Origin of the sequence: Tessaracoccus massiliensis (assembly GCF_000826065.2) — a bacterium.
GTDB classification, from domain to species: Bacteria; Actinomycetota; Actinomycetes; order Propionibacteriales; family Propionibacteriaceae; genus Arachnia; species Arachnia massiliensis_A.
In genome coordinates this window covers 497209-520173 of record NZ_LN623542.1, presented here as the reverse complement: position 1 = coordinate 520173, position 22965 = coordinate 497209, and the positions used below count along the sequence as shown (strand labels likewise).

21 protein-coding genes are annotated in these 22965 nt (G+C 68.8%); 14 read left to right on the top strand and 7 right to left on the bottom strand.

Annotation, left to right across the window (positions count from 1 at the left end; all coding sequences use genetic code 11):
* Nucleotides 1-20: 20 nt before the first annotated feature.
* The 3 genes from BN1186_RS09550 to BN1186_RS15535 all read right to left on the bottom strand — a co-directional run bounded on the left by BN1186_RS09550 (nt 21) and on the right by BN1186_RS15535 (nt 7094).
* Nucleotides 21-5690 carry an ATP-binding protein gene (locus tag BN1186_RS09550; protein ID WP_040283767.1) on the bottom strand — a complete coding sequence of 1890 codons (5670 nt, stop codon included), beginning with the start codon at nt 5688-5690 and terminating at the stop codon, nt 21-23.
* A 218-nt stretch (nt 5691-5908) separates the two neighbouring features.
* Nucleotides 5909-6643 (bottom strand): hypothetical protein, encoded by a 735-nt coding sequence (locus BN1186_RS09545; protein WP_040283766.1) that lies wholly within the window; start codon nt 6641-6643, stop codon nt 5909-5911.
* 163 nt (nt 6644-6806) lie between these two features.
* Nucleotides 6807-7094 carry a hypothetical protein gene (locus tag BN1186_RS15535; RefSeq protein ID WP_040283765.1) on the bottom strand — a complete coding sequence of 96 codons (288 nt, stop codon included), beginning with the start codon at nt 7092-7094 and terminating at the stop codon, nt 6807-6809.
* A 1141-nt stretch (nt 7095-8235) separates the two neighbouring features.
* Here BN1186_RS15535 and BN1186_RS09530 point away from each other — a divergent pair.
* From BN1186_RS09530 to BN1186_RS09520, 4 genes are all read left to right on the top strand, one after another.
* Nucleotides 8236-8649 (top strand): hypothetical protein, encoded by a 414-nt coding sequence (locus BN1186_RS09530; RefSeq protein ID WP_218975446.1) that lies wholly within the window; start codon nt 8236-8238, stop codon nt 8647-8649.
* Nucleotides 8649-8804, top strand: coding sequence for a hypothetical protein (locus tag BN1186_RS15530; RefSeq protein WP_180349055.1), 156 nt, complete (start codon nt 8649-8651; stop codon nt 8802-8804). Before BN1186_RS09530 ends, BN1186_RS15530 begins: the two co-directional genes overlap by 1 nt.
* A gap of 138 nt (nt 8805-8942) precedes the next feature.
* Nucleotides 8943-10436, top strand: coding sequence for a sensor histidine kinase (locus BN1186_RS09525; protein WP_074436990.1), 1494 nt, complete (start codon nt 8943-8945; stop codon nt 10434-10436).
* On the top strand, nt 10433-11104 hold the full coding sequence (locus BN1186_RS09520; RefSeq protein WP_040283763.1) for a response regulator transcription factor: 672 nt from the start codon (nt 10433-10435) through the stop codon (nt 11102-11104). The genes BN1186_RS09525 and BN1186_RS09520 overlap by 4 nt, the downstream gene beginning before the upstream one ends.
* A gap of 100 nt (nt 11105-11204) precedes the next feature.
* Here the strand turns inward: BN1186_RS09520 and BN1186_RS09515 are convergent, their stop codons facing one another.
* From BN1186_RS09515 to BN1186_RS15525, 3 genes are read right to left on the bottom strand one after another with little or no spacing between them, the layout of a single operon-like run.
* Nucleotides 11205-13703 carry a polynucleotide kinase-phosphatase gene (locus tag BN1186_RS09515; protein WP_040283762.1) on the bottom strand — a complete coding sequence of 833 codons (2499 nt, stop codon included), beginning with the start codon at nt 13701-13703 and terminating at the stop codon, nt 11205-11207.
* Nucleotides 13700-15241, bottom strand: coding sequence for a 3' terminal RNA ribose 2'-O-methyltransferase Hen1 (locus BN1186_RS09510; RefSeq protein WP_074436989.1), 1542 nt, complete (start codon nt 15239-15241; stop codon nt 13700-13702). The genes BN1186_RS09515 and BN1186_RS09510 overlap by 4 nt, the downstream gene beginning before the upstream one ends.
* 18 nt (nt 15242-15259) lie before the next feature.
* Nucleotides 15260-15565, bottom strand: a complete 306-nt coding sequence (locus BN1186_RS15525) for a hypothetical protein (RefSeq protein WP_040283761.1) — start codon at nt 15563-15565, stop codon at nt 15260-15262.
* Nucleotides 15566-15655: 90 nt separating this feature from the next.
* Between BN1186_RS15525 and BN1186_RS09500 the strand changes: the two genes are divergently transcribed.
* A complete protein-coding gene (locus BN1186_RS09500; RefSeq protein ID WP_180349054.1) occupies nt 15656-16336 on the top strand; it encodes a tyrosine-protein phosphatase in 681 nt (226 codons plus the stop codon).
* A 446-nt stretch (nt 16337-16782) separates the two neighbouring features.
* On the opposite strand, the gene BN1186_RS09495 is transcribed toward BN1186_RS09500, so the two are convergent.
* A complete protein-coding gene (locus BN1186_RS09495; protein WP_040283759.1) occupies nt 16783-18483 on the bottom strand; it encodes a fumarate hydratase in 1701 nt (566 codons plus the stop codon).
* 201 nt (nt 18484-18684) lie between these two features.
* Between BN1186_RS09495 and BN1186_RS16275 the strand changes: the two genes are divergently transcribed.
* From BN1186_RS16275 to rplI, 9 genes are all read left to right on the top strand, one after another.
* Nucleotides 18685-18807, top strand: coding sequence for a hypothetical protein (locus BN1186_RS16275; RefSeq protein WP_281278459.1), 123 nt, complete (start codon nt 18685-18687; stop codon nt 18805-18807).
* A 91-nt stretch (nt 18808-18898) separates the two neighbouring features.
* Nucleotides 18899-19318: a hypothetical protein gene (locus BN1186_RS09490; RefSeq protein ID WP_040283758.1), complete on the top strand. Its 420-nt coding sequence runs from the start codon at nt 18899-18901 to the stop codon at nt 19316-19318.
* Complete coding sequence (locus tag BN1186_RS09485) at nt 19318-19644, top strand: hypothetical protein (protein ID WP_040283757.1); 327 nt, start codon at nt 19318-19320, stop codon at nt 19642-19644. The genes BN1186_RS09490 and BN1186_RS09485 overlap by 1 nt, the downstream gene beginning before the upstream one ends.
* A gap of 180 nt (nt 19645-19824) precedes the next feature.
* The gene (locus BN1186_RS09480; protein WP_040283756.1) at nt 19825-20589 is read left to right on the top strand and encodes a hypothetical protein; all 765 of its coding nucleotides are present in this window, start codon (nt 19825-19827) and stop codon (nt 20587-20589) included.
* A 51-nt stretch (nt 20590-20640) separates the two neighbouring features.
* On the top strand, nt 20641-21021 hold the full coding sequence (locus BN1186_RS09475; protein WP_040283755.1) for a rhodanese-like domain-containing protein: 381 nt from the start codon (nt 20641-20643) through the stop codon (nt 21019-21021).
* Nucleotides 21022-21154: 133 nt separating this feature from the next.
* Entirely contained in the window at nt 21155-21442 is a 288-nt protein-coding gene (gene rpsF, locus BN1186_RS09470) for a 30S ribosomal protein S6 (RefSeq protein ID WP_040283754.1), read from the top strand.
* A 147-nt stretch (nt 21443-21589) separates the two neighbouring features.
* Nucleotides 21590-22132, top strand: a complete 543-nt coding sequence (locus BN1186_RS09465; RefSeq protein WP_040284007.1) for a single-stranded DNA-binding protein — start codon at nt 21590-21592, stop codon at nt 22130-22132.
* Between the two features lie 84 nt (nt 22133-22216).
* Entirely contained in the window at nt 22217-22456 is a 240-nt protein-coding gene (gene rpsR, locus BN1186_RS09460) for a 30S ribosomal protein S18 (RefSeq protein WP_040283753.1), read from the top strand.
* A 22-nt stretch (nt 22457-22478) separates the two neighbouring features.
* Nucleotides 22479-22925, top strand: coding sequence for a 50S ribosomal protein L9 (gene rplI, locus BN1186_RS09455; RefSeq protein WP_040284006.1), 447 nt, complete (start codon nt 22479-22481; stop codon nt 22923-22925).
* Nucleotides 22926-22965 lie beyond the last annotated feature (40 nt).

Sequence of the window (22965 nt, the reverse complement as noted above, 5' to 3'; positions counted from 1 at the left end):
ATTGCCGTACTCCCTGGTGATCAGCGCCGGTAGGCCTCGATGGTCTCGATGATCGACGGGCGCAGCTCCGACGGGGCGATCACCCTGTCCACCGAACCCACCTCGACGGCGCGGTGGATGCTGTGCACGCCGTCGAACTCGGCGGCCACCTCGGAGATCTTCTCCGCCCGCACCGCCCCACGGGCCTCGACGAGCTCCAACTGGAGCGCCGCCCGGTCCTGCGGCTCGGCCGTCTGGAGCCGCTGCTCGATCTCACGCACCCGCGCATCCGCAGCCGTGCGCTTGGCCACGTCCCCGGCGAACACGACGGCCGCCGCAGGCGCGCCGCCCAACACCGAGGCGTAGGAGCCCTCGATGGCCAGCACCGTCATGTTCTCGTTGAGCTGCTTGGAGAACACCACGAACGCGCCGCCGTGGTAGCGCGAAATCACGACGAAGACGATGGGGCCGTCGAAGTTGACGATCGCGCGACCGATCTCCGCGCCGTACTCCAACTGCAGGTTGCGCATCGACTCCGGCGAGCCGTCGAAGCCCGACAGGTTGGCCAACACCACCAGCGGCCGGTTGCCCGAGGCGGCGTTGATGGCCCGCGCCGCCTTCTTCGACGAGCGCGGGAACAGTGTGCCCGCGGTGAACGTGTCCGGGCCGTCGGTGGGCGGGAATCCCGCCCGCGGCACCGGCTTGGACTCGATGCCCAGCACGCTGACCGAATGCCCGCCGATGCGCGCGTCGATCACGACGGCGGTCTCGGCCTCCGCCATGCCGGCCCAGCGCTCCACGCGGGGGTGGTCCTGGTCGCAGACCGAGGCGATCACCGTGCGGATGTCGAAGGCCTTCTTGCGGTCCGGGTTGTGCTCGGCGGAGAAGATCTGGCCCACCGTCGCGAAGTCCGAGCCATCGCTGTGGTGCGGGAAGTCCGAGATGTCGCGATCGGCCGGGTCCGTCGTCGGCGCGGTGCGGGGGGAGTCCTCACCGGCCGCGACGTAGGTGCGGTCGTAGTGCGCCAACAGGATGCCCATGGCCGCGCCCAGGTTGGGCGCCCAGTACTGCGCCTGGCCGTTGGGCCCCATCACGCGGTCGTAGCCGCCGATGCCGAAGTTGTCCTCGGCGGAGACGCCGCCGGAGAAATCCAGGGACTGCTTGCCGGTGAGCACCATTGCCGAATCCGGGGTCATCACGAGGATGCCCTTGGTGTGCATGAGCATGGTGGCCTCGGCGTTCCAGTACGGCTGCGCGCCCACGTTGATGCCCGCCACCACCACGTTGATCTCGCCGCCGGCCTGGGTGAATTCGACGATCCGACGCAGCGCCGCCGCCACCCAGTCCATGTTCTCCGTGCCGGATTCCATCGAGATCCGCGCGCCGGAGGACAGCGTGAACCACTCGAGCGGCACGCCCATCTCCTCGGCCAGGTTGATCGCCGCGATGATGCGTGAGCACTCCGGCTCCGCGACGGCGCCCAGGCCCTTCGTCGGGTCGCCGGACAGCACGATGCGCGTGACGCCCGCGGGGTGCAGCGCGGTGGGGGTGGTGACGCGGGCGCAGATGATGCCGGCCTTGTTGCGGCCCGGTTCGCGGTCCACCTCCACCAGTCGGCCGGCCTCGTCGAGGTCCAGTTCGACGAGCGAGCCGCCCTCGCCGGCCAGGCTGCCGGTGAGCTCGTACGGGTAGACCAGGCCGCGACGGCGGGCGCGGAGCACCTTGCCCGCGTACTCGTCGAGCGGCTTGAGCGGCTCGGTGGGCGGGGGAGTGACGGTGGTGGTCACGCCGGAGCCCGGCTTCGCGTGGAACCGCACCGCGAGCGGGGTCAACACGCTGGTTGAGCCGACCGCCCCCGATCTTGCGAGGGGCGCGGTCGTGTCGAAACCGGGGGAGGTGGCAGACGCCGGTGATGCGGAAGCTGTGACCGCTTCATGGGTTTCGACACTGCTCGCTGCGCTCGCAGGCTCAACCGGCGAGGGCTCAGGGGACGTGACGAAGCGGCCGTGGCACAGCACTTCCTCGATGCCGGCGCCGTCGGAGAGCGGGGTGATGCGGTCCTGCAGCGGCTTGATGTCGTCGAGGCCCAGATTCACCGGCGGCCAGACGTAGACCCACACGTGGTTCATGTCCATCTTCGACCCGGCCGAACCGCGCGATGAGCGGGTGCGACGGATCGCCTCCAGGCAGTTCTGCACTGCGCGCTCGGCGTGGGGCAGGCCGAGGAGGTTGCCCTCGCGGTCCCGCACCACGCCCAGTTGCCGCACCTGGGCCATCGCGACCAGGCGGCGGTCGCCAGGGTTGGTCTTGGCCACGCATTCGTACAGCAGCACGTCGTCTGGGGCCGGCAGGCGGGTGGTGTCGAACTCGCGCAGCCGCCACAGGTCCAGGCGGCGCCCGGTCATGGGGTGCAGCGAGCGCACCCGCTGGTCCTCGTACAGCGAGCCGCCGTCGTCGAAGCGGAAGGAGCGGTACTCGACGGTGCCGTCGGCCAGGCACACGCCCACAGCGACCCGCTTGGTGGCCGGGTCCCAGGCCCACCCGTTGAGCAGCCCCGCGAGTTCCTCGCTCACGGCGTCCTCATCGAAGGATCCGGGCCAGGCGACGTACATCTCGGCCACGGCGTCGTGCCCCTCTGGGCGGGCGGCGAACATCTGGGAGACGACGCGCTCCAGCGCGCCGTTGGCCAGCTCCTCCCTGGTGCCCACGGTTGTCACGAACCGGCGCGGGCGACCCTCCAGGAGGTAATCGGCGATCACCACCGCGCGCCCGTCCACCTCGAGGCGGTGCACGTCACTCAGGTCGTAATCGGCGTAGTACTTGTGCAGCAGCACCTCGAGCATGGGCTCATGCGCGGGCACCCCGTCGGCCAGGCGGCTGGCGAGATAGTTGGCCGTCCATTCATGCACATCGGCGAGCTTCAGGATGCGGGCCTCGTAGTCGGCGGCCTGCGGGTTGGCGACGAGGGCCTCCAACTCGGCGCCGAAGCCGGCGAGGATCTCGGCACGCTCGGCATCCACCTGCGGCTGGTCGAACCAGCGGAACCGCACGGAGCGGGCGAGGTCGCCGACGGCGGGGAACCGCAGCTGCGTCGCCCGCAGCAGGCGCTCGAGATCCGCGCGGGCGGAGGCGGCGCGGTCCGCGTCGGGCGCGGGCTCAGAGATCCATCGGTCCAGGATCCCCAGCACGATCGGCACGTCAGTGGCCTGGCGCTTCTGGGCGAGGAAGATGCGCAGCACCGCCTCCTCCAGCTCCGGAGTGCGGTCCAGCGACTCGACGCCGTAGTGGCGCAGCACCCGCCCGAGCCGCTCGACGAACTGGGCGGGCAGGCCGGCGCGGTCCGCGTCGAGCGTGGTGAGGTAGCGGTGGAAGTGCTCGCGGTCCGAATGGATGCGCAGCTCCGTGTTGTCCTGCTCCCCGAACGGGCGGTTGCGGGACAGCTCCGCGAGGTCGGCGAACAGCGCGATCAGCCCGATCTCGCCGGGCAGCGTGTCGACGCCCTGCGCGCGCGCCTCGTCCCGCGCTGCGAGGTAGGCGGCGAGCGTGTTGGCGCCGGGGTCGAGGTCGTAGCCCATCAGGATGGCCGAGAGCTCACCCAGCAGCGCCTGGACTTCCTCGCCCTTCGGCCGGCCGCCAGCGGCTGACCCAGGTGCCGAGGGCGGCAGATACACCTGCGTCGTGTCGTCCACCGCGACAACGCCGTTGCCGTCGCCGAGGGGCTCGAGGCGCACCAGCGGGGCCATGGACTCCACCTGGGAGCCGGTCATCACGTGCAGTTCCTTGACCCGTGCCGCGAACGGGGCGGGGATGGCGGTCTCCATCTTCATGGACTCCAGCACCACGACGGGGGCGCCGGCCTCCACCTCGTCGCCCACCTTCACGGGGGTCGCCACCACCAGCGCGGGCGCGGGGGAGCGCAGCACGCCGCCCTCGTCGCGGGAGACGCGGTGCGTGACGCCGTCCACCTCGATGAGGTGCTCCGGGCCGTGCGTCGCGCTGACGATGCGGTGCCTCTCCCCGTTGACGACGATGCGGCCGTGCACGTCGTCGAGGCGCTCGATCTCCGCGTCGGCGACCTGCCCGTCCACCAGCACCCGGAACCGCCCGGGGGCGGTGGCGTAGGCGGTGACCTTGTGGACGATCCCGCGGAGCTTGAGGTCCACGGTGAGGCCGGACCTGTGCTGCGTCTGCGGGCGGCCGCCGTGCGCGGTGCTCAGCAGCCGCTCGGTCTCGATGCGGGTGTTCTCCAGATAGCCCTCGATGGCCGCGGCGACCAGCGCGATGCCGGCGTGTTCGTCGGCGATGAGCCCGCCGTCGGCGCGGACCCGGTCGATCCAGCCGGTGTCGGCCCATTCCACGCGGGCCGCCCGTCGACCCTGGCCCGCGCGGGAGCCGGTGACCTCGGGCTGCGCGAGGAGTTCCAGGATGAAGCTCTTATTGGTGGCGCCGCCCTCGATGACGACGGTGGTCTCGGCCATCGCGCGGCGCAGCCGGCCCAGCGCCTCCGTGCGGGTGCGGCCGAAGGCGATGATCTTGGCGATCATGGAATCGAAATCTGCCGGGATGGAGTCGCCCTCCGCCACGCCCGTGTCGACGCGGATGCCGGGCCCTGCGGGCAGGTCCAGGCGGGTGATGAGGCCGGGGGATGGGGCGAAGTCACGGTCCGGGTCCTCGGCATTGAGGCGGGCCTCGACGGCGTGGCCGAACTCGGTGGGCCTGTCGTCGAGCTTTTCGCCGGCGGCGACACGGATCTGGGCTTTGACCAGGTCGAAGTCGTTGGTGACCTCGGTGATGGGGTGCTCCACCTGGAGGCGGGTGTTGACCTCGAGGAATGCGAACTGCTGCTCGTCGGGGTGGTAGAGGAACTCGACGGTGCCGGCGCCCTGGTAGCCGACCGCGAGCGCCAGTCTCTCGGCGGAGGCCTTGATCTCAGCGTTCTGCTCGGGGCTCAGCAGCGGGGAGGAGGATTCCTCGATGACCTTCTGGTTGCGACGCTGCACGGTGCAGTCGCGCACGCCGATGGCCCAGGCGTTGCCGTGGGCGTCGGCGATGAGCTGCACCTCCACGTGGCGGGCGCCGGTGACCAGCTTCTCGAGGAACACCACGCCGGAGCCGAACGCGCGCTCGGCCTCGTCACGGGTGCGCTGGTACGCCTCGGCGAGGTCGTCGGCGGAATCGACGCGGCGGATGCCGCGGCCGCCACCGCCCGCGGTCGCCTTCAGCATGAGCGGGTAGCCGATGGTCTCGGCGGCGGCGAGGGCCCCGTCGAGGGTGTCGACGCCGCCGCGCGACCAGGGTGCCACGGGCACGCCCACCTCCTCGGCGATGAGCTTGGAGCCGATCTTGTCGCCGAGCTTGCGCATCGCGTCGCCCGACGGGCCGATGAAGGTGATGCCGAGGGACTCGACGAGGTCGGCGAACGCCGGGTCCTCCGCGACGAAGCCCCAGCCCACCCACACCGCGTCGGCCCGGGCCTCCTGCAGCACGCGGGCCAGCAGTTCGTGGTTGAGATACGGGCGTTCGACGGCGGGGCCCAGCGGGTAGGCCTCGTCGGCCTCGCGGGCGAACATCGCCGAGCGCTCCGCGTCGGTGTAGAGCGCGATGGTGACGATGGGGTCGCGGTGTGGGTGCTCTGCGTTGAGGTCGCGCACGGCGTGGATGAGCCGCATGGCGGCTTCACCCCGGTTGACGATGGCGATGCGCTGGAACAACTGGGGTCCTCCTGGCAGAACTGAGCGACCGGCGGAAAACCGGGTGTTGTCAGACTTCCCTATACCGGTGCCAGGGCGCGCCAGCCAGACAGCCAAGGTCGGCTGGAGAACTTTGTGAGCACCCCACAACCCCTCCTCGCTGGTTGAGCCGCTGCCCGCGAGGAACGAGCGGCGCAGCGTGTCGAAACCCGCGGCGCAGCGTGTCGAAACCCCGCGGCTCAACCAACGCTGAGCGACTGTGCCCGCTGCACGACACGCCCGTCGCCGAGCTCCGCCTGGCGTGCCGGACGGTTTCGGTAGGCCTCGATCAGCGCGGCGACCACGCGGGGATCCGAGTCGATCTGAGCTGTGGCCACCTGCAGCTCATCCTTCAGCGCGGGGATCAGCAGGCGGGCGCCCTTGATGCACGCGGCGCCGTTGACCTGGTTCCACGGCACGCGGGTCTCCTTGCCCATGCTGCCGATCGTCGTGACGTGCGACGGGCTCAGCACCAGGCCCGGCGGCTTCGTCAGCCGAAACCAGCCCTCAGCGATGCCCCACACCACCACCAGCGCCACCATGACAGAGAAGCTCATGCCACCGGGGTCGTCGAGGTATCCCATCAAGCGCAGCACGATGTCGACCAGGACCACCACGGCGGCCAACGCGGTGGCGATCAGCATGACCCACCGCGACGACGGGTTGGAGCCGATCCGTGTGTCCCCGCCGCCGACGGCGAGACGGAGCTTCCCGGAGCGGCCCTGCTTGTTGAGGTAATCCGAGGCCAGGATCGCCAACAGCGCCAGGCCGATGGCCAGCGAGGAGGTCACCAGCCAGGCCATCTCGTAGGCGAGGCCCAGCACCAGCGCCGCGATGGCGAAGATGGGAAACAGGATGGTGCCGATCAGGGCTGAGCCCGGAAACAGGGCCTCCTGCGGTGCGTCCACTGTGACGACGGTGCGGCTCTGTTCCATTCCGCCAGCCTAGCTGGGGTGCCGGACAGCAAAGAGCCGGCCGGAGCGTGCGGCGGGTCACACTCCGGCCGGCGATCAGGGGCTGGTCAACGCTCAGTCGTCATCATCGTCGTCGTCGTCCCAGTCATCATCATCGTCATCGTCATCGTCGTCCCAGTCGTCGTCATCGTCGTCGTCGTAGCGGACCGGGGGCGGGGCCTGCTTCTTGAAGGGAGCTGGTGCGGCCTTCTTCGGAGCTGGGGCCGGTGCGGCCTTCTTCGGCGCGGGGGCCGGTGCGGGTTCGGCCTTCTTCGCCGGTGCGGGCGCAGCGGCGGGAGCCTTCGCCGGAGCCTGGGTGGCCGCGGGCTTCGGCGCCGAACGGCTGCGCTCCGGACGCCAGCAGGCCGCCGCCGACGGCGGCGACGCCGAACGCCGCGGCCACGAGCCAGGTGGTGGAGGTCTTGAGGGCCATCGGAGATACTCCTTCGGGTGGTGATGCGACCATCAAACGCTCCGCGTATGAGCGAACCGTGGCGGAGGGGTGAGAGCTTTCTCATGAGACCCTGGCCCCTGACGGTCGTTGAGCCGGTCGCCCCCGCGCTGGTTGAGCCCGCGAGTTCTACGAGCGGTGTCGAAACCTCTGAAGCGTGCCCAGCGCCTGGTCCCTGAGCGTCGCGCCCCGCGCGGCGACGAAGGGCCCCCGCAGCCGATCTGTCACCTGTTCCACTGCGGGTGTGTGGCGCCGAGGCTGGGGGAAGAAGGACGCGAGTGTTATCCATGAGCATGGACGGCGACGTTCGGTTGTCGCTTCCCGGCGTGGCCTCGAAACTCGCGCCCTTCATTCCCCACCCCCGGCTTCAACACTTCTGCTTGTTCGGGCTTGCTGCCGACACCGTTGTCGTCGTGGTTGCCGGAGTGTCCGGTGTCGGGGTGCGTTGCTGTCACGCGGCGTTGTCGGGCAACTAGGGACCTGGGCGAGGGTCTGGTGCCGGAGAAGCACTTGCGTCCCCCCGCCCCCGGCCACCCCTTCACCTTTCGCCGGTCCCCGAGCGTCGCGCCCCGCGCTGGTTGAGCCCGCGAGTTCTACGAGCGGTGTCGAAACCTGTGAAGCGTGCCCAGCACCTGGTCCCTGAGCGTTCGCCTGCGAGCTCGTGTCCTGAGCCAGGCGCCTGCGAGGAACGAGCAGCGCGTCTGGTCGAAGGATGCGAGCCCGCGGACGACGCTTGTGCTGAGCCTGTCCCAGCGCGAAGCGCCGGACAGGTCGAAGTAAAGGGCCCCCGCAGCCGTCCAGCACCTGATCCACCACGGGTGCGCGCCGCCGAGACTGGGGGAAGAAGGACGCGAGTGTTGCCCGTGCACGTGGAAGGCGGCCTCGGGCTGCCGCGTCCCGGCGTGGCCTCGAAACTCGCGTCCTTCATCCCCCACCCTCGGCTTCAACGCCTCTGCTTCTTCGGGCTCGGCGCCGACACCGTTGTCGGCGTGGTTGCCGGAGTGTCCGGCCTGAGTGAGTGGAGCCCTGGTGGGGGACAACGCCACCTAGTGGCGAAAGTATCGGCTGAGCGCCCCGGGTTACACTGTTGCCCACCAGCCGGCCAATGCCGCCGAAGGATGACGTGGACACCACCGTGCAAGCCCCTGTCGCAGCCGCCGCGCCCGGCTTTCGTTCCGAGGCGCCTGCGGACCGCTTCATGCGCAGGCTGCTGGGGGTCAAGGCTGTGGACCGCGCCTCGGGCGAGGGCGCACACCGTTACTTCCGGACCTCTGTGGTGATCTCGGGGATCCGTTGCCTCATCACCTACCTGGTGATCCCGGTGGTGGTGCCGCTGCTCGCGCTGGGCGGGTGGGTGGCAGCGCCGATCGGCATCGCGCTGTGCATCATCGCGGTGGTCAACGGCATTGTCAGCCTCAAACGTTTCTGGGGCTCGGACCATCCGAGGCGCTGGATGTACACCGTCTTCATGGCGGTGGTCTTCGTGATCCTCGCGGTCGCACTGATCGCGGACTTCAACCGGTTGGGAGCTTTCTGATGACCGAATCCAACGAGCAGCTCGGACAGCGGCAGGCCGAGGCTCAGGAGCAGGAGGTTGAGGGCGGCGCCAGCGCGCTGCTGACCATCGGGCTGTTCGTGGTGATGGTGGTCTTCACCATCGGCTGCATGTTCTTCGGCTGGTTCCAGTGGTGACTGACGCTCGGAGAGTGTGAGAGAGCTCTCAGATAGCCCTCACACAACGTTCAGCACCGTGGCGTTGGTTAGGGGGATGGACATCTCAGCGCGGCGCCGTATTGCCCGGAAGAATCTTGTTACGGGCAGGATAGGGGCATGACCCCGCAGCAGCCCGATCTCGTCACCAAGGTGACGCTCCGTGCGCGGCTGGTGCTGGCCATGGTCCTGCTCGCCGTCCTGGCGCTGCTCGCCTCCGGGGCGATCGTGTGGGTGCTGCAGCACCGTGCCATCCAGTCGTCGGTAGACGACCAGCTCCTGCGCACCCGCGACGAGCTGCGGGTGCTGGCCGAGAAGGGAGTGGACCCCGTGACGGGGGAGAGCTTCCATGGCCCCTCGGAACTGCTGCACACCTTCCTCGCCCGCACCGTCATCGGCGAGGCCGAGGGGGAGCTGGCCATCGTCAATGGTGAGGTGGCGTGGCTGACCACGGACGAGGTGGAGGTCCGCCCGGAGAACGATCCCCAGCTGCTGGAGCGCGTCATGCCGCTCGCGGCCGGTGACCAGATCGTCATCGAGACCATCCGCACGGATCTCTACGACTACCGGGTGCTGGTGGCGCCCGTACAGTACCCCGAGGCGAGCGGTGCGCTGGTGCATGTGTTCGACATCGACGTCAGCGAGGCCCAGCTGCGCCGCACCATGACCCTGTACGGCGCCGTCGCCCTCGGCACTGTGCTGCTGCTGGTGCTGGTGGCGTGGATCGCGATCGGCCGGCTGCTGCGCCCCATCGAGGAGCTGCGCGAGGCAGCTGAATCGATCCAGGAGCGCGACCTCACCACCCGGGTGCCCGTCCGCGGCAAGGACGATCTGGCCGCCCTGTCCAGCACCATCAACCGCATGCTCGACCGCGTGCAACGCTCCGTCGAGGGGCAGCGGCAGCTGCTCGACGACGTGGGTCACGAGCTGCGCACCCCCATCACCGTGGTGCGCGGCCACATGGAACTCATCGACGCCGACGACCCGGCGGATGTGCGTGAGACCCGCCTGCTCGTCATGGACGAGGTGGACCGGATGGGCGTGCTCGTCAACGACATGCTGATGCTCGCCAAATCCACCGAATCGGACTTCGTGCAGCCCCGCTGGTTCGATGTGGCCTCCCTCACGGACCAGGTGCTGGAGAAGGCCCGCGCGCTGGGCAACCGCGCCTGGCGGTTGGACCGCATCACCGCCGCGGAGGCCTACCTGGATCCCGGTCGCATGACGCAGGCCTGGCTGCAGTTGGCGGCCAACGCCGTGAAGTACTCCGACGAGGGCTCGCCCATCACGCTCGGCTCCGCCCTGGAACGCGGAGAGGTACGGATGTGGGTGCGCGACCGCGGCATCGGCATCGAGCCGGACCAGCTCGAAGTGGTGCGGCAGCGCTTCGGCCGCACCCGGGAAGGCGAGGCCCGGGCACAGGGCGCCGGCCTGGGGCTCAGCATCGTCGAATCCATCATGGCCGCCCACGGCGGCAGGCTGGACATCGAATCGACGCTGGGTGGAGGCTCCACTTTCACGCTCGTGCTGCCACTGGGCCCCGTGCCTGACCGCACCGTCGGCGATGATGACGACACGGAACCCACCAAGGTCATCGAAGTGGAGGAAGCATGAGCACCATCCTGATCATCGAGGACGAGGCCCGCATCGCGGGGTTCGTGGCGAAGGGGTTGAAGTCCGCGGGATTCACGTCGCACACGACTGCCTCCGGCATCGAGGGCGCCACGCTGGCGGTGCACGGCAACTTCGACCTGGTGATCCTCGACGTCGGCCTGCCGGACATCGACGGCTTCGAGGTGCTGGAGCGCATCAGGGGCCAGGGCGTGGCGGTGCCGGTGATCATGCTGACCGCCCGCTCGTCAGTGGCGGACCGCGTGGCCGGCCTCGAGGGCGGCGCGGACGACTACATGCCCAAGCCCTTCTCGTTCGAGGAGCTCCTGGCGCGGATCCGATTGCGGCTGCGGGCGGAGTCGCCTCAGGGGGGCGGGGCGCAGAGCGTCACGCAACTCTCGCACAACGGCCTGGTGCTGGACTTCCGCACCCGGAAGGCCCAGGTCGACGGCGAGTGGATCGACCTGTCGGCCCGCGAATTCACGCTGGCCGAAACGTTCCTGCGCAATCCCGGGCAGGTGCTGAGCCGCGAGCAGTTGCTGAGCAACGTGTGGGGCTTCGACTTCGACCCGGGCTCCAACGTCGTCGATGTGTACGTGCGCTACCTGCGCGGCAAGCTGGGCAAGGAGCGCTTCGAGACCGTCCGCGGCATGGGCTACCGCCTCGTCTGACCCCCGCACCGTGAGCAATTGGATGGGGTCACGGATTTCGTAACGCGGTTACTCGGCGTGTCGCGACCGTGACCCTATCCACTTGCTCACGGAGGGGGAGCTACAGCCGGGGGTCGACGGGCTCGGATTCGAGGGCCAGCACGGCGAAGACCGCCTCGTGGATGCGCCACAGGGGCTCGCCGCGCACCAGGCGGTCGACTGACTCGAGACCCAATGCGTACTCCCGCAACGCGAGGGAGCGCTTCCGCCCCAGGTTGCGGTCCCGCAGCCTGGTGAGGTGATCGTCCAGCGTGTAATCGGGCCCGTAGATGATGCGCAGATACTCGCGGCCGCGCACCTTCAGGCCGGGTTGGATCAACGAGCCCTTCGCGGTGAACGACAGGTTGGTCAGGGGCTTGACCACCATGCCCTCGCCGCCGTCGGCGGTCAGCGACTCCCACCACGCGACGCCTGCCGCGCACGATTCCGGGTCTCCCGTGTCGACGACCACCCGCTGCGTTGCCCGGAACAGCCCGGGATCCGCCGCGACGAGCCGATCGGCCATGTCGAGATGCCAGAGGTGGTCGCGGTCCGCGAAAGACGCGCCCTCGGCCGCCAGTACCTGGAACGGTGCCAGCTGGACCCCCTCCAGCCCATCGGTGGGCCAGGCGTAGCGACGCCAGGCGTCGTCGTAGGCGTGCGCGTTGGCCAGCCGTTGGCGGGCGCGCTCCAGCAGGGGCCCGACGTCGAGCCCGCGCCCGGCGGCCGCCTCCAGCGTCTCCGCCTCCGCGGCCTGCGACATGACGGCGGCGGACGCCACCGCCGCGTACTGCTCGCGCAGCAACGGCTCGGCCTTCAACGACCACGGCAGCAGCTCCGCGTCCAGCAGCAACCAGTCCGTGCCCAGCTCCGCGAACAGCCCGGCGGATTCCGCCGCGGCCCGCACCCGCGCCAGGAACGGCTCGGCCAGCGCGGGCTTCAGGAAGCTGCGACCTGTGCGCGTGTACACGACGGGGTGCTCGGGGTGCAGCCACACAACCGCCCGCGACCCCATGTGCTTCTCCTCGCAGATCACCTTGGCAACGCCCCATTCCGCGAACTGGCTGAAGGCCTCGTCGGGGTGCTCGAGGTAGCCGTCGCGCTTCGAGGTGGCCACCGGCGACATGGTGGGCGGGAGGTACGGCAGCAACTCGGGATGGAGCGCGAACCGGCTCATCACCTCGAGCGCACCTGCGGCACTTTCGGCCGTGATCGCGATGCGCCCGCGGTGCGCGGTCTCGACGTGCCGCGCGCCCAGCACGTCGGCCAGCCGCAGCTCGTCGGGGCGCCTGTCCACGTCGGTGCTGAACGGCTTGGCCGGCTCATAGTGGACGGCGTGCGCCTGCACCTGCACCGTCTCGCGCTCCGGGTACCGCAGCGCGGAGAGGTGGCCGCCGAACACGCAGCCCGTGTCCAGGCACAGCGTGTTGTTGATCCACTCCAGCTTCGGCGTGGGCGTGTGGCCGTAGACCACCACGGCCTTCCCGCGGTAGTCCTCGGCCCACGGGTAGCGCACGGGCAGGCCGAACTCATCCGTTTCGCCGGTGGTGTCGCCATAGAGTGCGAAGGAGCGCACCCGGCCGGACGCGCGGCCGTGGTAGGCCTCCTTCAGGCCGGCGTGCGCGATCACGAGCCTGCCCTCGTCGAACACCAGGTGCGAGACGAGCGAGTAGCACCAGTCGCGCACCGCCTGCCGGAACTCCGGGGTCTCCTGCTCCAACTCCCGCAGCGTGGTCTCGAGGCCGTGGGTGACCTGCACCTTGGCGCCGTCGAGCGCGCGGATCAGCTTGGCCTCGTGGTTGCCGGGCACGGCCATCGCGTGGCCGGCGGCCGTCATGCCCATCGCCAGGCGCAAGACGGGGACGGAGGCGGGGCCGCGGTCCGCGAGGTCGCCGACGAAGACCACCGTGCGACCCTCGGGGTGCACCGCATCGACGGCGCGGCCCTCGTCGTCGGTGACGATCTGGTAGCCCAACTCGCCCAGCAGCTCGATGAGCTCGTCGAAGCAGCCGTGGACGTCGCCGATGATGTCGAACGGGCCGTGGAGGTGCTTGAAGTTGTTGAGCAGCGGCTCACGCACGATGGTGGCAGCGTCCAACTCCTCCTGCGACTTCAGCACGTGTACGACCCGGAAGCCCTCCTTCTGGAGGTGCTTGATCGAGCGGCGCAGCTGCGACTCCTGACGGCGGATCGGGCCGTCGCCAAAAGCCCGCTCCGGACGGTGCTGGTTGCGCTCGATCGCTGTCTGCGGGCCGAGGTCGAGCACGATCGCCACGGGCAGCACATCGTGTTCCCTGGCGACCTTCACCAGCGCCGCACGGGCGTCCCTGCCCACGTTGGTGGCGTCGACGACGGTGAGCAGGCCGCGGCCGAGGCGCTTGCCCGCGATGTAGTGGAGCACGTCGAAGGCGTCCGACGACGCGGCCTGGTTGTTCTCGTCGCCGCTGACCAGCGCGCGGCAGAAATCCGACGAGATGGCCTCGAACGGCGCGAATTTGCTTGCCGCGAAGGTGGACTTTCCGGAGCCGGAGACGCCCACCATCGCCACCAGGCACAGCTCGGGGATACGCAGTTCGGTCATCGGGCGTCCTCCTTTTCCGAGTTCCGGGTGTCTCCCGTGTTCAGGTGCGCCACGGCCGGTTCCGTGTCCCGAGTGTCTCCCGCGTTGCGGCGCGCAACTACCGACGATGCTTCCGCGGGAGATGTATCGAGGGACGAGAAGAGTGCGAGCTGAGTGGGCGGGCCGAGCTCGGGATCCGGCTCGCCCACGGAGCGGAACCCGACGGCGTAGCCGTGGGCATCGGCGACGCGCCGGGCCCACTGCTCGAACTCCGAACGCGTCCACTCGAAGCGGTGATCAGGATGGCGGAACTCGCCTGGTGCGAGCTCGTAGCGGGCGTTGTGTTCGGCGTTCGGCGTGCTCACGATCACGTGGCGCGGCTTGGCGGCGCCGAACACAGTGGCCTCCAACGACGGCAGCCTGTCCGGTTCGAGGTGCTCGATGACCTCCACCAGCAGCAGGGCGTCGAACCCGCTGAGGGCGTCGTCGCGGTAGGTGACCGACGACTGGCGCAGCGTGAGCCGCGCCCGCTGTTGGTCCGATTTCCGGTCCAGGTGGAGGCGTCGCTCGGCCTTCTCCAACTCGCGGGCCGAGACGTCGACGCCGAGGATGCGTGTGAACGAGGGATCCGCGAGCAGGGCCCGGAGGTAGAAACCCTCGCCGCAGCCGACGTCGGCCACGGAATGGGCGCCCACATCACGCAGGGCCTGCAGCACCGCCTCGAGGCGCTGGATCCGCAGCGGGCTGGCGGGTTGTGCGGCCTCGGGATCGCCGTCGGCCTCGACGGGGGCGTCCTCCGGCAGCTCGCCGTCGAGCTCGTTGAGACGGGCGGTGGCGTCTTCGATGAGCCTACGCCGGGAGCCGAGGTAGCGCTGGGTGATGAAGCCGCGCTCAGGGTGGGCGGCGAGCCAGCCCTCGCCGCGTCGCACGAGCTTGTCCACCTCGTCGGAGGAGATCCAGTAGTGCTTGGCGTCGTCGAGCACCGGAAGCAGGACGTAGAGGTGGCTGAGCGCATCCGCCAGGGGGAGCGTCGCCGTGAGGGTGACGTCGAGGTACGGCGAGCGTCCCCAGTCGAAGCCCTCCGCCAGTGGGGTCTCGGCTGCGGTGACCGACCAGCCGAGCGGCTCGAACAGCCTGCCTACCAGCGCGGCGCCGCGCGCGTCCTCGTGACGGCCGCGGGCAGCGACCGCGGGGATCCGGACGGTGAGGGGCAGCGGCGTGTCCGGGAGATCGGGGCGCGCGTCGCAACGCCCGGCGAGCGCGGTGCCGAACACGCGGCCGATCGTCACAGACAGCATGGAGCCGGCCGCGTACGGGCGGTCGTTGACGTACTGCGCCAGGCTGCCCTGCTCCCCGCGTGAGCCGCGTCTGCGGACCAGAGCGATGGGGTCGACGTCCACCTGCAGCGCCACCGTGCACCGCTCCTCGCTCGCCGCCGGGTAGTACACGACGGCGGTTCCGAAGCTCTGCTGGAAACTCTGTACCCGGTCCGGATGCTTGTGCAGCAGGTAGCCCAGGTCCGTCGCGTGCGGGGCAGTCGAGGTGAGGGTCAGCAGCATCCCGTCATTGTTGCAGCCTCAGTCATCGTCATCGTCGTTATCGTCGTCGTCCCAGTCATCGTCGTCATCCCAATCGTCGTCATCGTCGTCGTCATCATCGACGACAGGCGGGGGCGGCGGAGGGGCGGGCTTGACCGGCGGCGTGGGGCTCTGTGCCGGGCTGGGCGTCGGCGAGGGGGAGGGGACGGCGGTCACGATGATCGCGGGCTCTGCCGGTGGCGAGCGGTCAGGCGCGGCGACGGCGACGATCAGCCAGCCGACGAGCAGGCCGATGATCGCCGCCACTGCGACGAGCCCGGCTGTCGCCCCGTGCTTCCTGGTCATACGCGTGCCTCCTTCCTCCAGTGAAGGGTGCCAACATGAAGCGCCGAACAAGCAAACATGAGAGGACTCTCATCAAATAGGGTCAGAGTCATGGTGTTCGACGGCGCGGTCAATGCGCATCTGGTGGTACCGGGCCTGCTGCGCATGGGTCGCCGGGAATGGGTCACAGCCGAGGGATGGCATCAGGCCTTCCGGGACGGCTACCGCGCGGTGGTGGACCTGCGATCCGCGTTCGAGTTCGACGTGCGGCGCCGGGGCGACGCCGAGGTGCCGGCGGACGTGCTGGGCGAGCTCACCGTCGTGCACTGCCCGACCGAGGATCCGGACCACCCCGGCTTCGACTACCCGATGGGCTACCTCGACCACCCCCGCGACTACCCGGGGTATCTGGACATGTTCGGGGACAAGGTGGCGCGGGCGGTGCTCGCCGTCGCGCATGCCGACGGGCCGGTGATCGTGCACTGCTCCGCGGGTCGCGACCGGACGGGGCTCGTCCTGGCCCTGGGCCAGCTGGTCGCCGGGTGGGACCACGAGCGGATCGTCGAGGGCTACATTATTGCCGCGGAGGGCATCAACGCGTTCCAGGCCCACAACCCGCACCCGAAGGAGACTCACAAGACCGGCGAGGAGTGGGAGGCGTGGTTGGATGAGCGCGTCGATGCGCTCCGCGAGTTCCTGGCGTCGACGGATGCGGTCGCCTTCCTCCGGTCACACGGGGCCGACGACGGCGACCTCGCCGCCGTCGTCGCCCGCTTCGCCCCCGCTGGTTGAGCCGTTCGCCCCGGTCTCTGAGCATCGCTCTGGTCCCTGAGCGTCGCGCCCCGCGCGGCGACGAAGGGCGCCCGCAGCCGGTCCGACAGCGCAACCGCCGGTGGCCGAGGTTCCGATCACGCTGCGGCGGCCCTTCGTCGTGACGCGGTGCTCGTTCCTCGCACGCGCCACGCTCAGCCCGGATCCACCGATGCGTTTCAGTATCAAGCGGCCCGATTCCGGGTCCTGAGTGCCCCGCGACAGCGGACTGCACCACCTCCCGGGCTGTCTCGCGGGGTGTATCGAAGGACAAACAACCTGCACCTTGTCCGAGGTGACCGCGTTGAGGTCTTCTCGTCCCTCGATACACCTCGCGGAATGCCTTGTCAGGTGTCAGTCGAGGCGGCCGCGAGGCACTCGGGACCCGGGTACTGGGCCGCTGTCGGTGGTCCGGGCTCAGGGGCCGGCTAGAGGCCCTCCCGCTTCGGGATGTTCCTGATCACGGGCTTGTTGACCTCGGCGAAGAAGTCGTTGCCCTTGTCGTCGACGATGATGAACGCGGGGAAGTCGTCCACCTCGATCTTCCAGATCGCCTCCATGCCGAGCTCCTCGTACTCGACCACCTCGACCTTCTTGATGCAGTCCTGCGCCAGGCGAGCCGCGGGGCCGCCGATGGAGCCCAGGTAGAAGCCGCCGTGCGCGTTGCACGCGTCCGTGACGGCCTGCGAGCGGTTGCCCTTCGCGAGCATCACCATGGAGCCGCGGGCCGCCTGGAACTGGTCGACGTAAGAATCCATCCGCCCGGCCGTCGTCGGGCCGAACGAACCCGAGGCCATGCCGTCGGGCGTCTTGGCAGGGCCGGCGTAGTAGACGGGGTGGTCCTTGAGGTACTGCGGCATGTCCTCGCCGGCGTCGAGACGCTCCTTGACCTTGGCGTGGGCGATGTCGCGGGCAACGATCAGCGGTCCCGTCAGCGACACCCGCGTCTTGACCGGATGCTTCGACAGCTCGGCCAAGATGGCGTCCATCGGCTGGTTGAGGTCGATCTTGACGACGGCGCCCTTGCCGGTGCCGGTGATGCCGTCGGTCTCGGCGTCGAGGTCCGCGTCGACGTGATCCGGCATGAAGCGCGCCGGCTCCGTCTCGAGCTGCTCGATGAACACGCCGTCGGGAGTGATCTTGCCCAGGCACTGCCGGTCCGCCGAGCAGCTCACCGCGATGGCGATGGGCAGCGACGCGCCGTGGCGCGGCAGGCGGATCACGCGCACGTCGTGGCAGAAGTACTTGCCGCCGAACTGGGCGCCGATGCCCAGGTTGCGGGTCAGCTCCAGCACCCGCTCCTCGAGCTCCAGGTCGCGGAAGCCGTGAGCCTCGATGGAGCCGGTCGTCGGCAGTGTGTCGAGGTACTTCGCGGAGGCGTACTTGGCCGTCTTGAGCGCGAACTCGGCCGACGTGCCGCCCACGACGATCGCCAGGTGGTACGGCGGGCAGGCCGCGGTGCCCAGGCTGCGGAGCTTCTCCTCCAGGAACGTCATCATCGACGAGGGGTTCAGCACCGCCTTCGTCTCCTGGTACAGGTAGCTCTTGTTCGCCGAGCCGCCACCCTTGGCCATGAACAGGAACTTGTAGGCGTTCTCATGCCCGACCGCGGTGTCGGCGTACAGCTCGATCTGCGCGGGCAGGTTGGAACCGGTGTTCTTCTCCTCCCACATGGTGATGGGAGCGTTCTGCGAGTAGCGCAGGTTCAGCTTGGTGTAGGCGTTGAACACGCCCATCGACAGAGGCTTTTCGTCGACGCCCTCGGTCAGCACCTGCTGGCCCCGCTTGCCCATGATGATCGCGGTGCCGGTGTCCTGGCACATGGGCAGCACGCCGCCCGACGCGATGTTGGCGTTCTTCAGGAGGTCGAGCGCCACGAACTTGTCGTTGGGCGAGGCCTCGGGGTCGTCCATGATGTTGCGCAGTTGCTGCAGGTGGGCGGGGCGCAGGTAGTGGGCGATGTCGTGCATCGCGGTCTCTGCCAGGAGCGTCATCGCCTCCGGGGCGACCTTCAGGAACTTACGGCCGTCCGGCCCGTCCACCACTTCCACACCCTCGGTGGTGAGCAGCCGATAGGGCGTCTCGTCGTGACCGATGGGCAGCATGTCTGCGTAGCGAAACTCCGGCATCAGACCTCCTTGTAAGCCGTACGCGGTTAGTTTCCCACGCCCCCTCCGCGCCCGAACGCCGGGGTCTGCTCCCTGTACCTATGCTGCACGCATGGCCGGCACAACGATCTGCGCCCCGCGGCACAGACGCCGCCGTCGGCACGTCCTGGAACCGGCGCTGCCCTGCGCGCCATCGATGACACCCATGGGAACACCGACCGGTTGCTGATCGACCCCGAGGGCGGCACCGTCGTCGGGGAGCGGGACGTCTCCCCCGAGCTGGATGTGGAGACCAGCGAGCGGGTGACCGCGAGCTGGTCGACGAGGTGCCTGCTGATGTGCTGAGCCGGATGACGCTCCAGCAGTGCGAGGTGGCCGACGGCGAGGTGGCCTGCCAGGGCTGATCTGCCAGCGGCCGGGGCTCTAAGCTGGGGCCATGGACGACGAGCAGCTGACCGAGCGCCAGAAGGCCGCCCGCATCCGGGCACAGCTCAACGAGAGCAGCGCCCGCAACGAGGCGGCGCGCGCCAAGGTGCTGATCGACGGGTTCCTCGCCGCCGCGAAGGAGAAGGGCCTCCAGCCCCGCCCCCTGAAGGCGACCACGCTCGACGGGCACGTCGTCAAGACCGACAAGACCGGCTGGTACCTGCGCACCAACCACTCCATCGCCATCGACACCGAGGGCAACTACTACTCCCTGACCGTGCCCGGCGGGTTCATGTCCCGGTTCACGGGCGTCAAGCTGGAGCCGCAGTTGGCGCCGCTCGTCGTCGGGCGAGGCGGCCGCGACGGCGAGACCGGGGACCTCAAGGAGTTCCTCGCCTGGGTGCTCGACGGCCACATCCCGCAAGACTGATGGCGGCGCAGAAGATCTGGTGGGGCACCTGGCCCGGCGCGCTGGCGCTGGGTCTCCTGTCGCTGCTCCTGGCGCTGCCCGGGGCCCTGGCCGGGCTGATCGTGCTGACCATCCCGGACACCGGCGGTGCCGGCGTCGACTTCCAGGTCGACGACATCCCGCTCTGGCACCGGATCTTCGCCGTCATCGCCCTGGTCGCCGTCGTGGTGCTGCCCATCCTGACCACCCGCTGGGCCCGCAAGGCGTGGCTCGGTTACGTGCTGCTGGGCTCGGCCCTGAGCTTCCTGGTGGGCGCGGTGGGGCTGGGGCTGTTCGGCATCCTCTGATCCTGCCTTGACTGGGTGAGATGCCCTCCACCAGCCACATGGTGTTACCCCCGAATCAACTCGCAGAAACACATTAACGCAACACACTGTTGCAAATGATTCGACAAACTGGCTTGGTCTGTGTCCCCGCTCGGGTTATGCTGCGTCCACACGTAGTCCAGAGCGAAAGAACATATCGAAATGGAACAGCAATTGACCGCCACGCCCCGGCACCAAATTTCACGCCGCACAGTGGCCAAGGGCGCGGCGTGGGCGGCCCCCGCCGTCGCCTTGACTTCGGCGGCCCCTGCCTTCGCCGTCTCGGCACCCTGCCTGGATGTCCCCCGGATCGGAAGGTGGACGCGGAGTGACGTGGACGTGAACGAGAAGCCTTTCCGCCTGATCAATAACGACACCACGCTTGAGGCCATCATCGACTGGGCCTGGTGGTCCGGGAGGCCGAGGCCAGCGTTCGGCTACGGCTATGCGCGCACCCCACTGAGGGTCCAGCCCGGCATGACGTATACGATCAACCTCGGGTTGCAGACGGCCAAGGGGTACAACTGGCCCGGCCCCGGGACCCCCGAAACGTGTGAGACCAACAACACCACACTGGAGGTCGCGTGGATCCCCGCGGGAGGCGAGCGGCAGATCCTCTTAAGGGGCGCCACGCAGGAGACCGCCGGTCACAAGCTGTTTGAGCCCACAGTCAACTGCTCAGGGCCTGTGACAAATCGGCCGGCAGTCTGGCGGTCGTTCCCCAATGAGAACATCACGTTCCACGTGCCGTGCGGTAGCGTGACAACTGGGCAACTCGAACTCAAGTTCACGGCCTACCCCCACGCACGTGTCACGAAGGCTGGTAATGCGAGTAATTTCAGCAAAACTCAGTTCAGCAATCAGAACAACGACGACTGGCGTGTCACACCGAGGATCGTCTCCTGCGTCCGAACGCAGTCCTGCTGACCAGACGCGGTCGCGGCGCTGATTCCTCTCTAGCTGGGCCACAATAGAGGCATGGGTTTGCTGGATTTCCTGGGGAAGCGCTCCGACGAGGGCCTGAGCATCGATGAGACGCTCATGGCGCTGAGTAAGGGCGCGGTGCTGATCGACGTGCGCACCAAGGCGGAGTACGAGGCCGGTCACGCCCCCGGAGCGCGCCCCGTCGAGATCAAGGCGCTGACGGCGGACCCGCTCGATGCCATCCACGGCGACGACCCGCTCGCGGAGCGGGATGCTGCCATCGTCGTCATGTGTGACACCGGGCTGCGCTCCTCCTTCGCCGCCGCGACGCTGCGCGAGCAGGGGTTGCTCGCCGAATCGCTGGCCGGCGGGCTGCGGGCCTGGGCCAGGGACGGCAACCCCGTGTTGCCCGGGCCGTACCGCGGTCGCCGCTGACCCGTGGCCGTCGGTTTGGGTGGAGCCGCCCGCACCCGGTAGTGTGGCCACTTGACTGTCCCCCGGGACGGTTATGCCCTCCTGCCACGGGATCGACCCGTGGCCGTTAGTCCGAAGGAGGTGGGGCTGAAGCATGCGCAAGTACGAGATTATGGTGCTCATCGACTCTGACGTCGACGAGCGTCAGGTCCCCGCACTGGTCGAGAAGCATCTCGAAGTCATCACCAAGGGTGGTGGCACCGTCGACAACCAGGACATCTGGGGTCGTCGCCGGCTCGCATACGACATCAACAAGAAGTCCGAGGCGATCTACGCCGTGCTGCAGGTGACCGCGGAGCCCGCGACCGTTGCTGAGATGGATCGTCTGATGACCATCGACGAGCGGATCGTGCGCACCAAGGTGCTGCGACTCGAGGACTGAGTTATCCACAGCAAAACCAACTGAGGGAAAATTGTCGGTCCCACCGGCCACAGTGGTGGTGACAGATAGATTTCACTCAGACCCCCAGGCGGCTCGCGGCCCATGCCGCGCCGCCTCAAGTCCGAATCAATCGGAGGCATCAGAAACATGGCAGGCGAAACCCAGATCACCGTGGTGGGCAACCTCACCGCAGATCCCGAGCTCCGCTTCACGCCCAACGGCGCAGCGGTGGCCAACTTCCGGATCGCATCGACCCCCCGCGTGTTCGACCGGCAGTCGAACGAGTGGAAGGACGGCGAGGCGCTGTTCCTCAGCTGCTCGGTGTGGCGCCAGTACGCGGAGAACGTGGCCGAAACCCTGCGCAAGGGTATGCAGGTCATCGTGCAGGGCCGCCTGAAGTCGCGCTCCTACGACGACCGTGAGGGCGTCAAGCGCACCGTGTTCGAAATCGATGTCGACGACGTCGGACCCACCCTGCGCTTCGCGACCGCAACCGTCAACCGCTCCAGCGGTGGAGGCGGCGGCGGTGGCGGCCAGTGGCAGGGCAACCAGGGCGGCGGCAACGCCGGCGGTGGTCAGCAGGGCGGCCAGCAGGCCGATCCGTGGGCCAGCTCCGGTAACACCGGCGGCGGCAACCGCGGCGGGAATGACCCGTGGGCGCAGTCGCAGCCGGAAGAGCCCCCGTTCTGATCCATCGCTTATCTAACCCGCCCGGGTTAGCTGGCACATTCCGTCGCAAGACGGGCTTTCAACTCTAAGAAAGAGAGCACCACAATGGCCGGTCCACAGCGCAAGTCTGTGAACAAGAAAAAGATCATGCCGGTGAAGAAGACTCGCGTCGCCAACATCGACTACAAGGACATCAACACGCTCAAGAAGTTCATCTCTGAGCGTGGCAAGATCCGCGCCCGTCGCGTCACTGGGCTTTCCGTCCAGGACCAGCGCAAGGTCGCCCTCGCCGTCAAGAACGCGCGTGAGGTTGCCCTGCTGCCCTACGCGTCGACCGCACGCTGATCAGGAGGGATGAGAACACATGATGAAGCTCATTCTGACCGCCACCGTTGACAAGCTCGGCATCGCCGGGGACGTCGTCGAGGTCAAGGACGGCTACGGCCGCAACTTCCTCCTCCCCTCGGGTAAGGCCATCCGCTGGACCCGCGGCAACGAGAAGCAGATCGAAGGCATCAAGCGCGCCCGTGACGCCCGCGAGGTGCGCGGCGTCGAGCACGCGCAGGAACTGCGCGAGCAGCTCGAAAACCTGAAGGTGTCCGTCACCGCACGCGCGTCGGAGCAGGGCGCCCTGTTCGGCTCCGTCACGACGAACGAGCTCGCCGTCGCCATCAAGAAGGCCGGTGGCCCCACCGTCGACAAGCGCACGGTGTCGTTCCCGAAGCCGGTCAAGTCGGTGGGCGAGCACACCGCCGCCGTCAAGCTGCACCAGGCAATCACCGCGCACGTCCCCTTCGAGGTCGTCGCCCAGTGATCGCCTGATCGCATCATCTGAAGAGCCCCGGCTTCGGCCG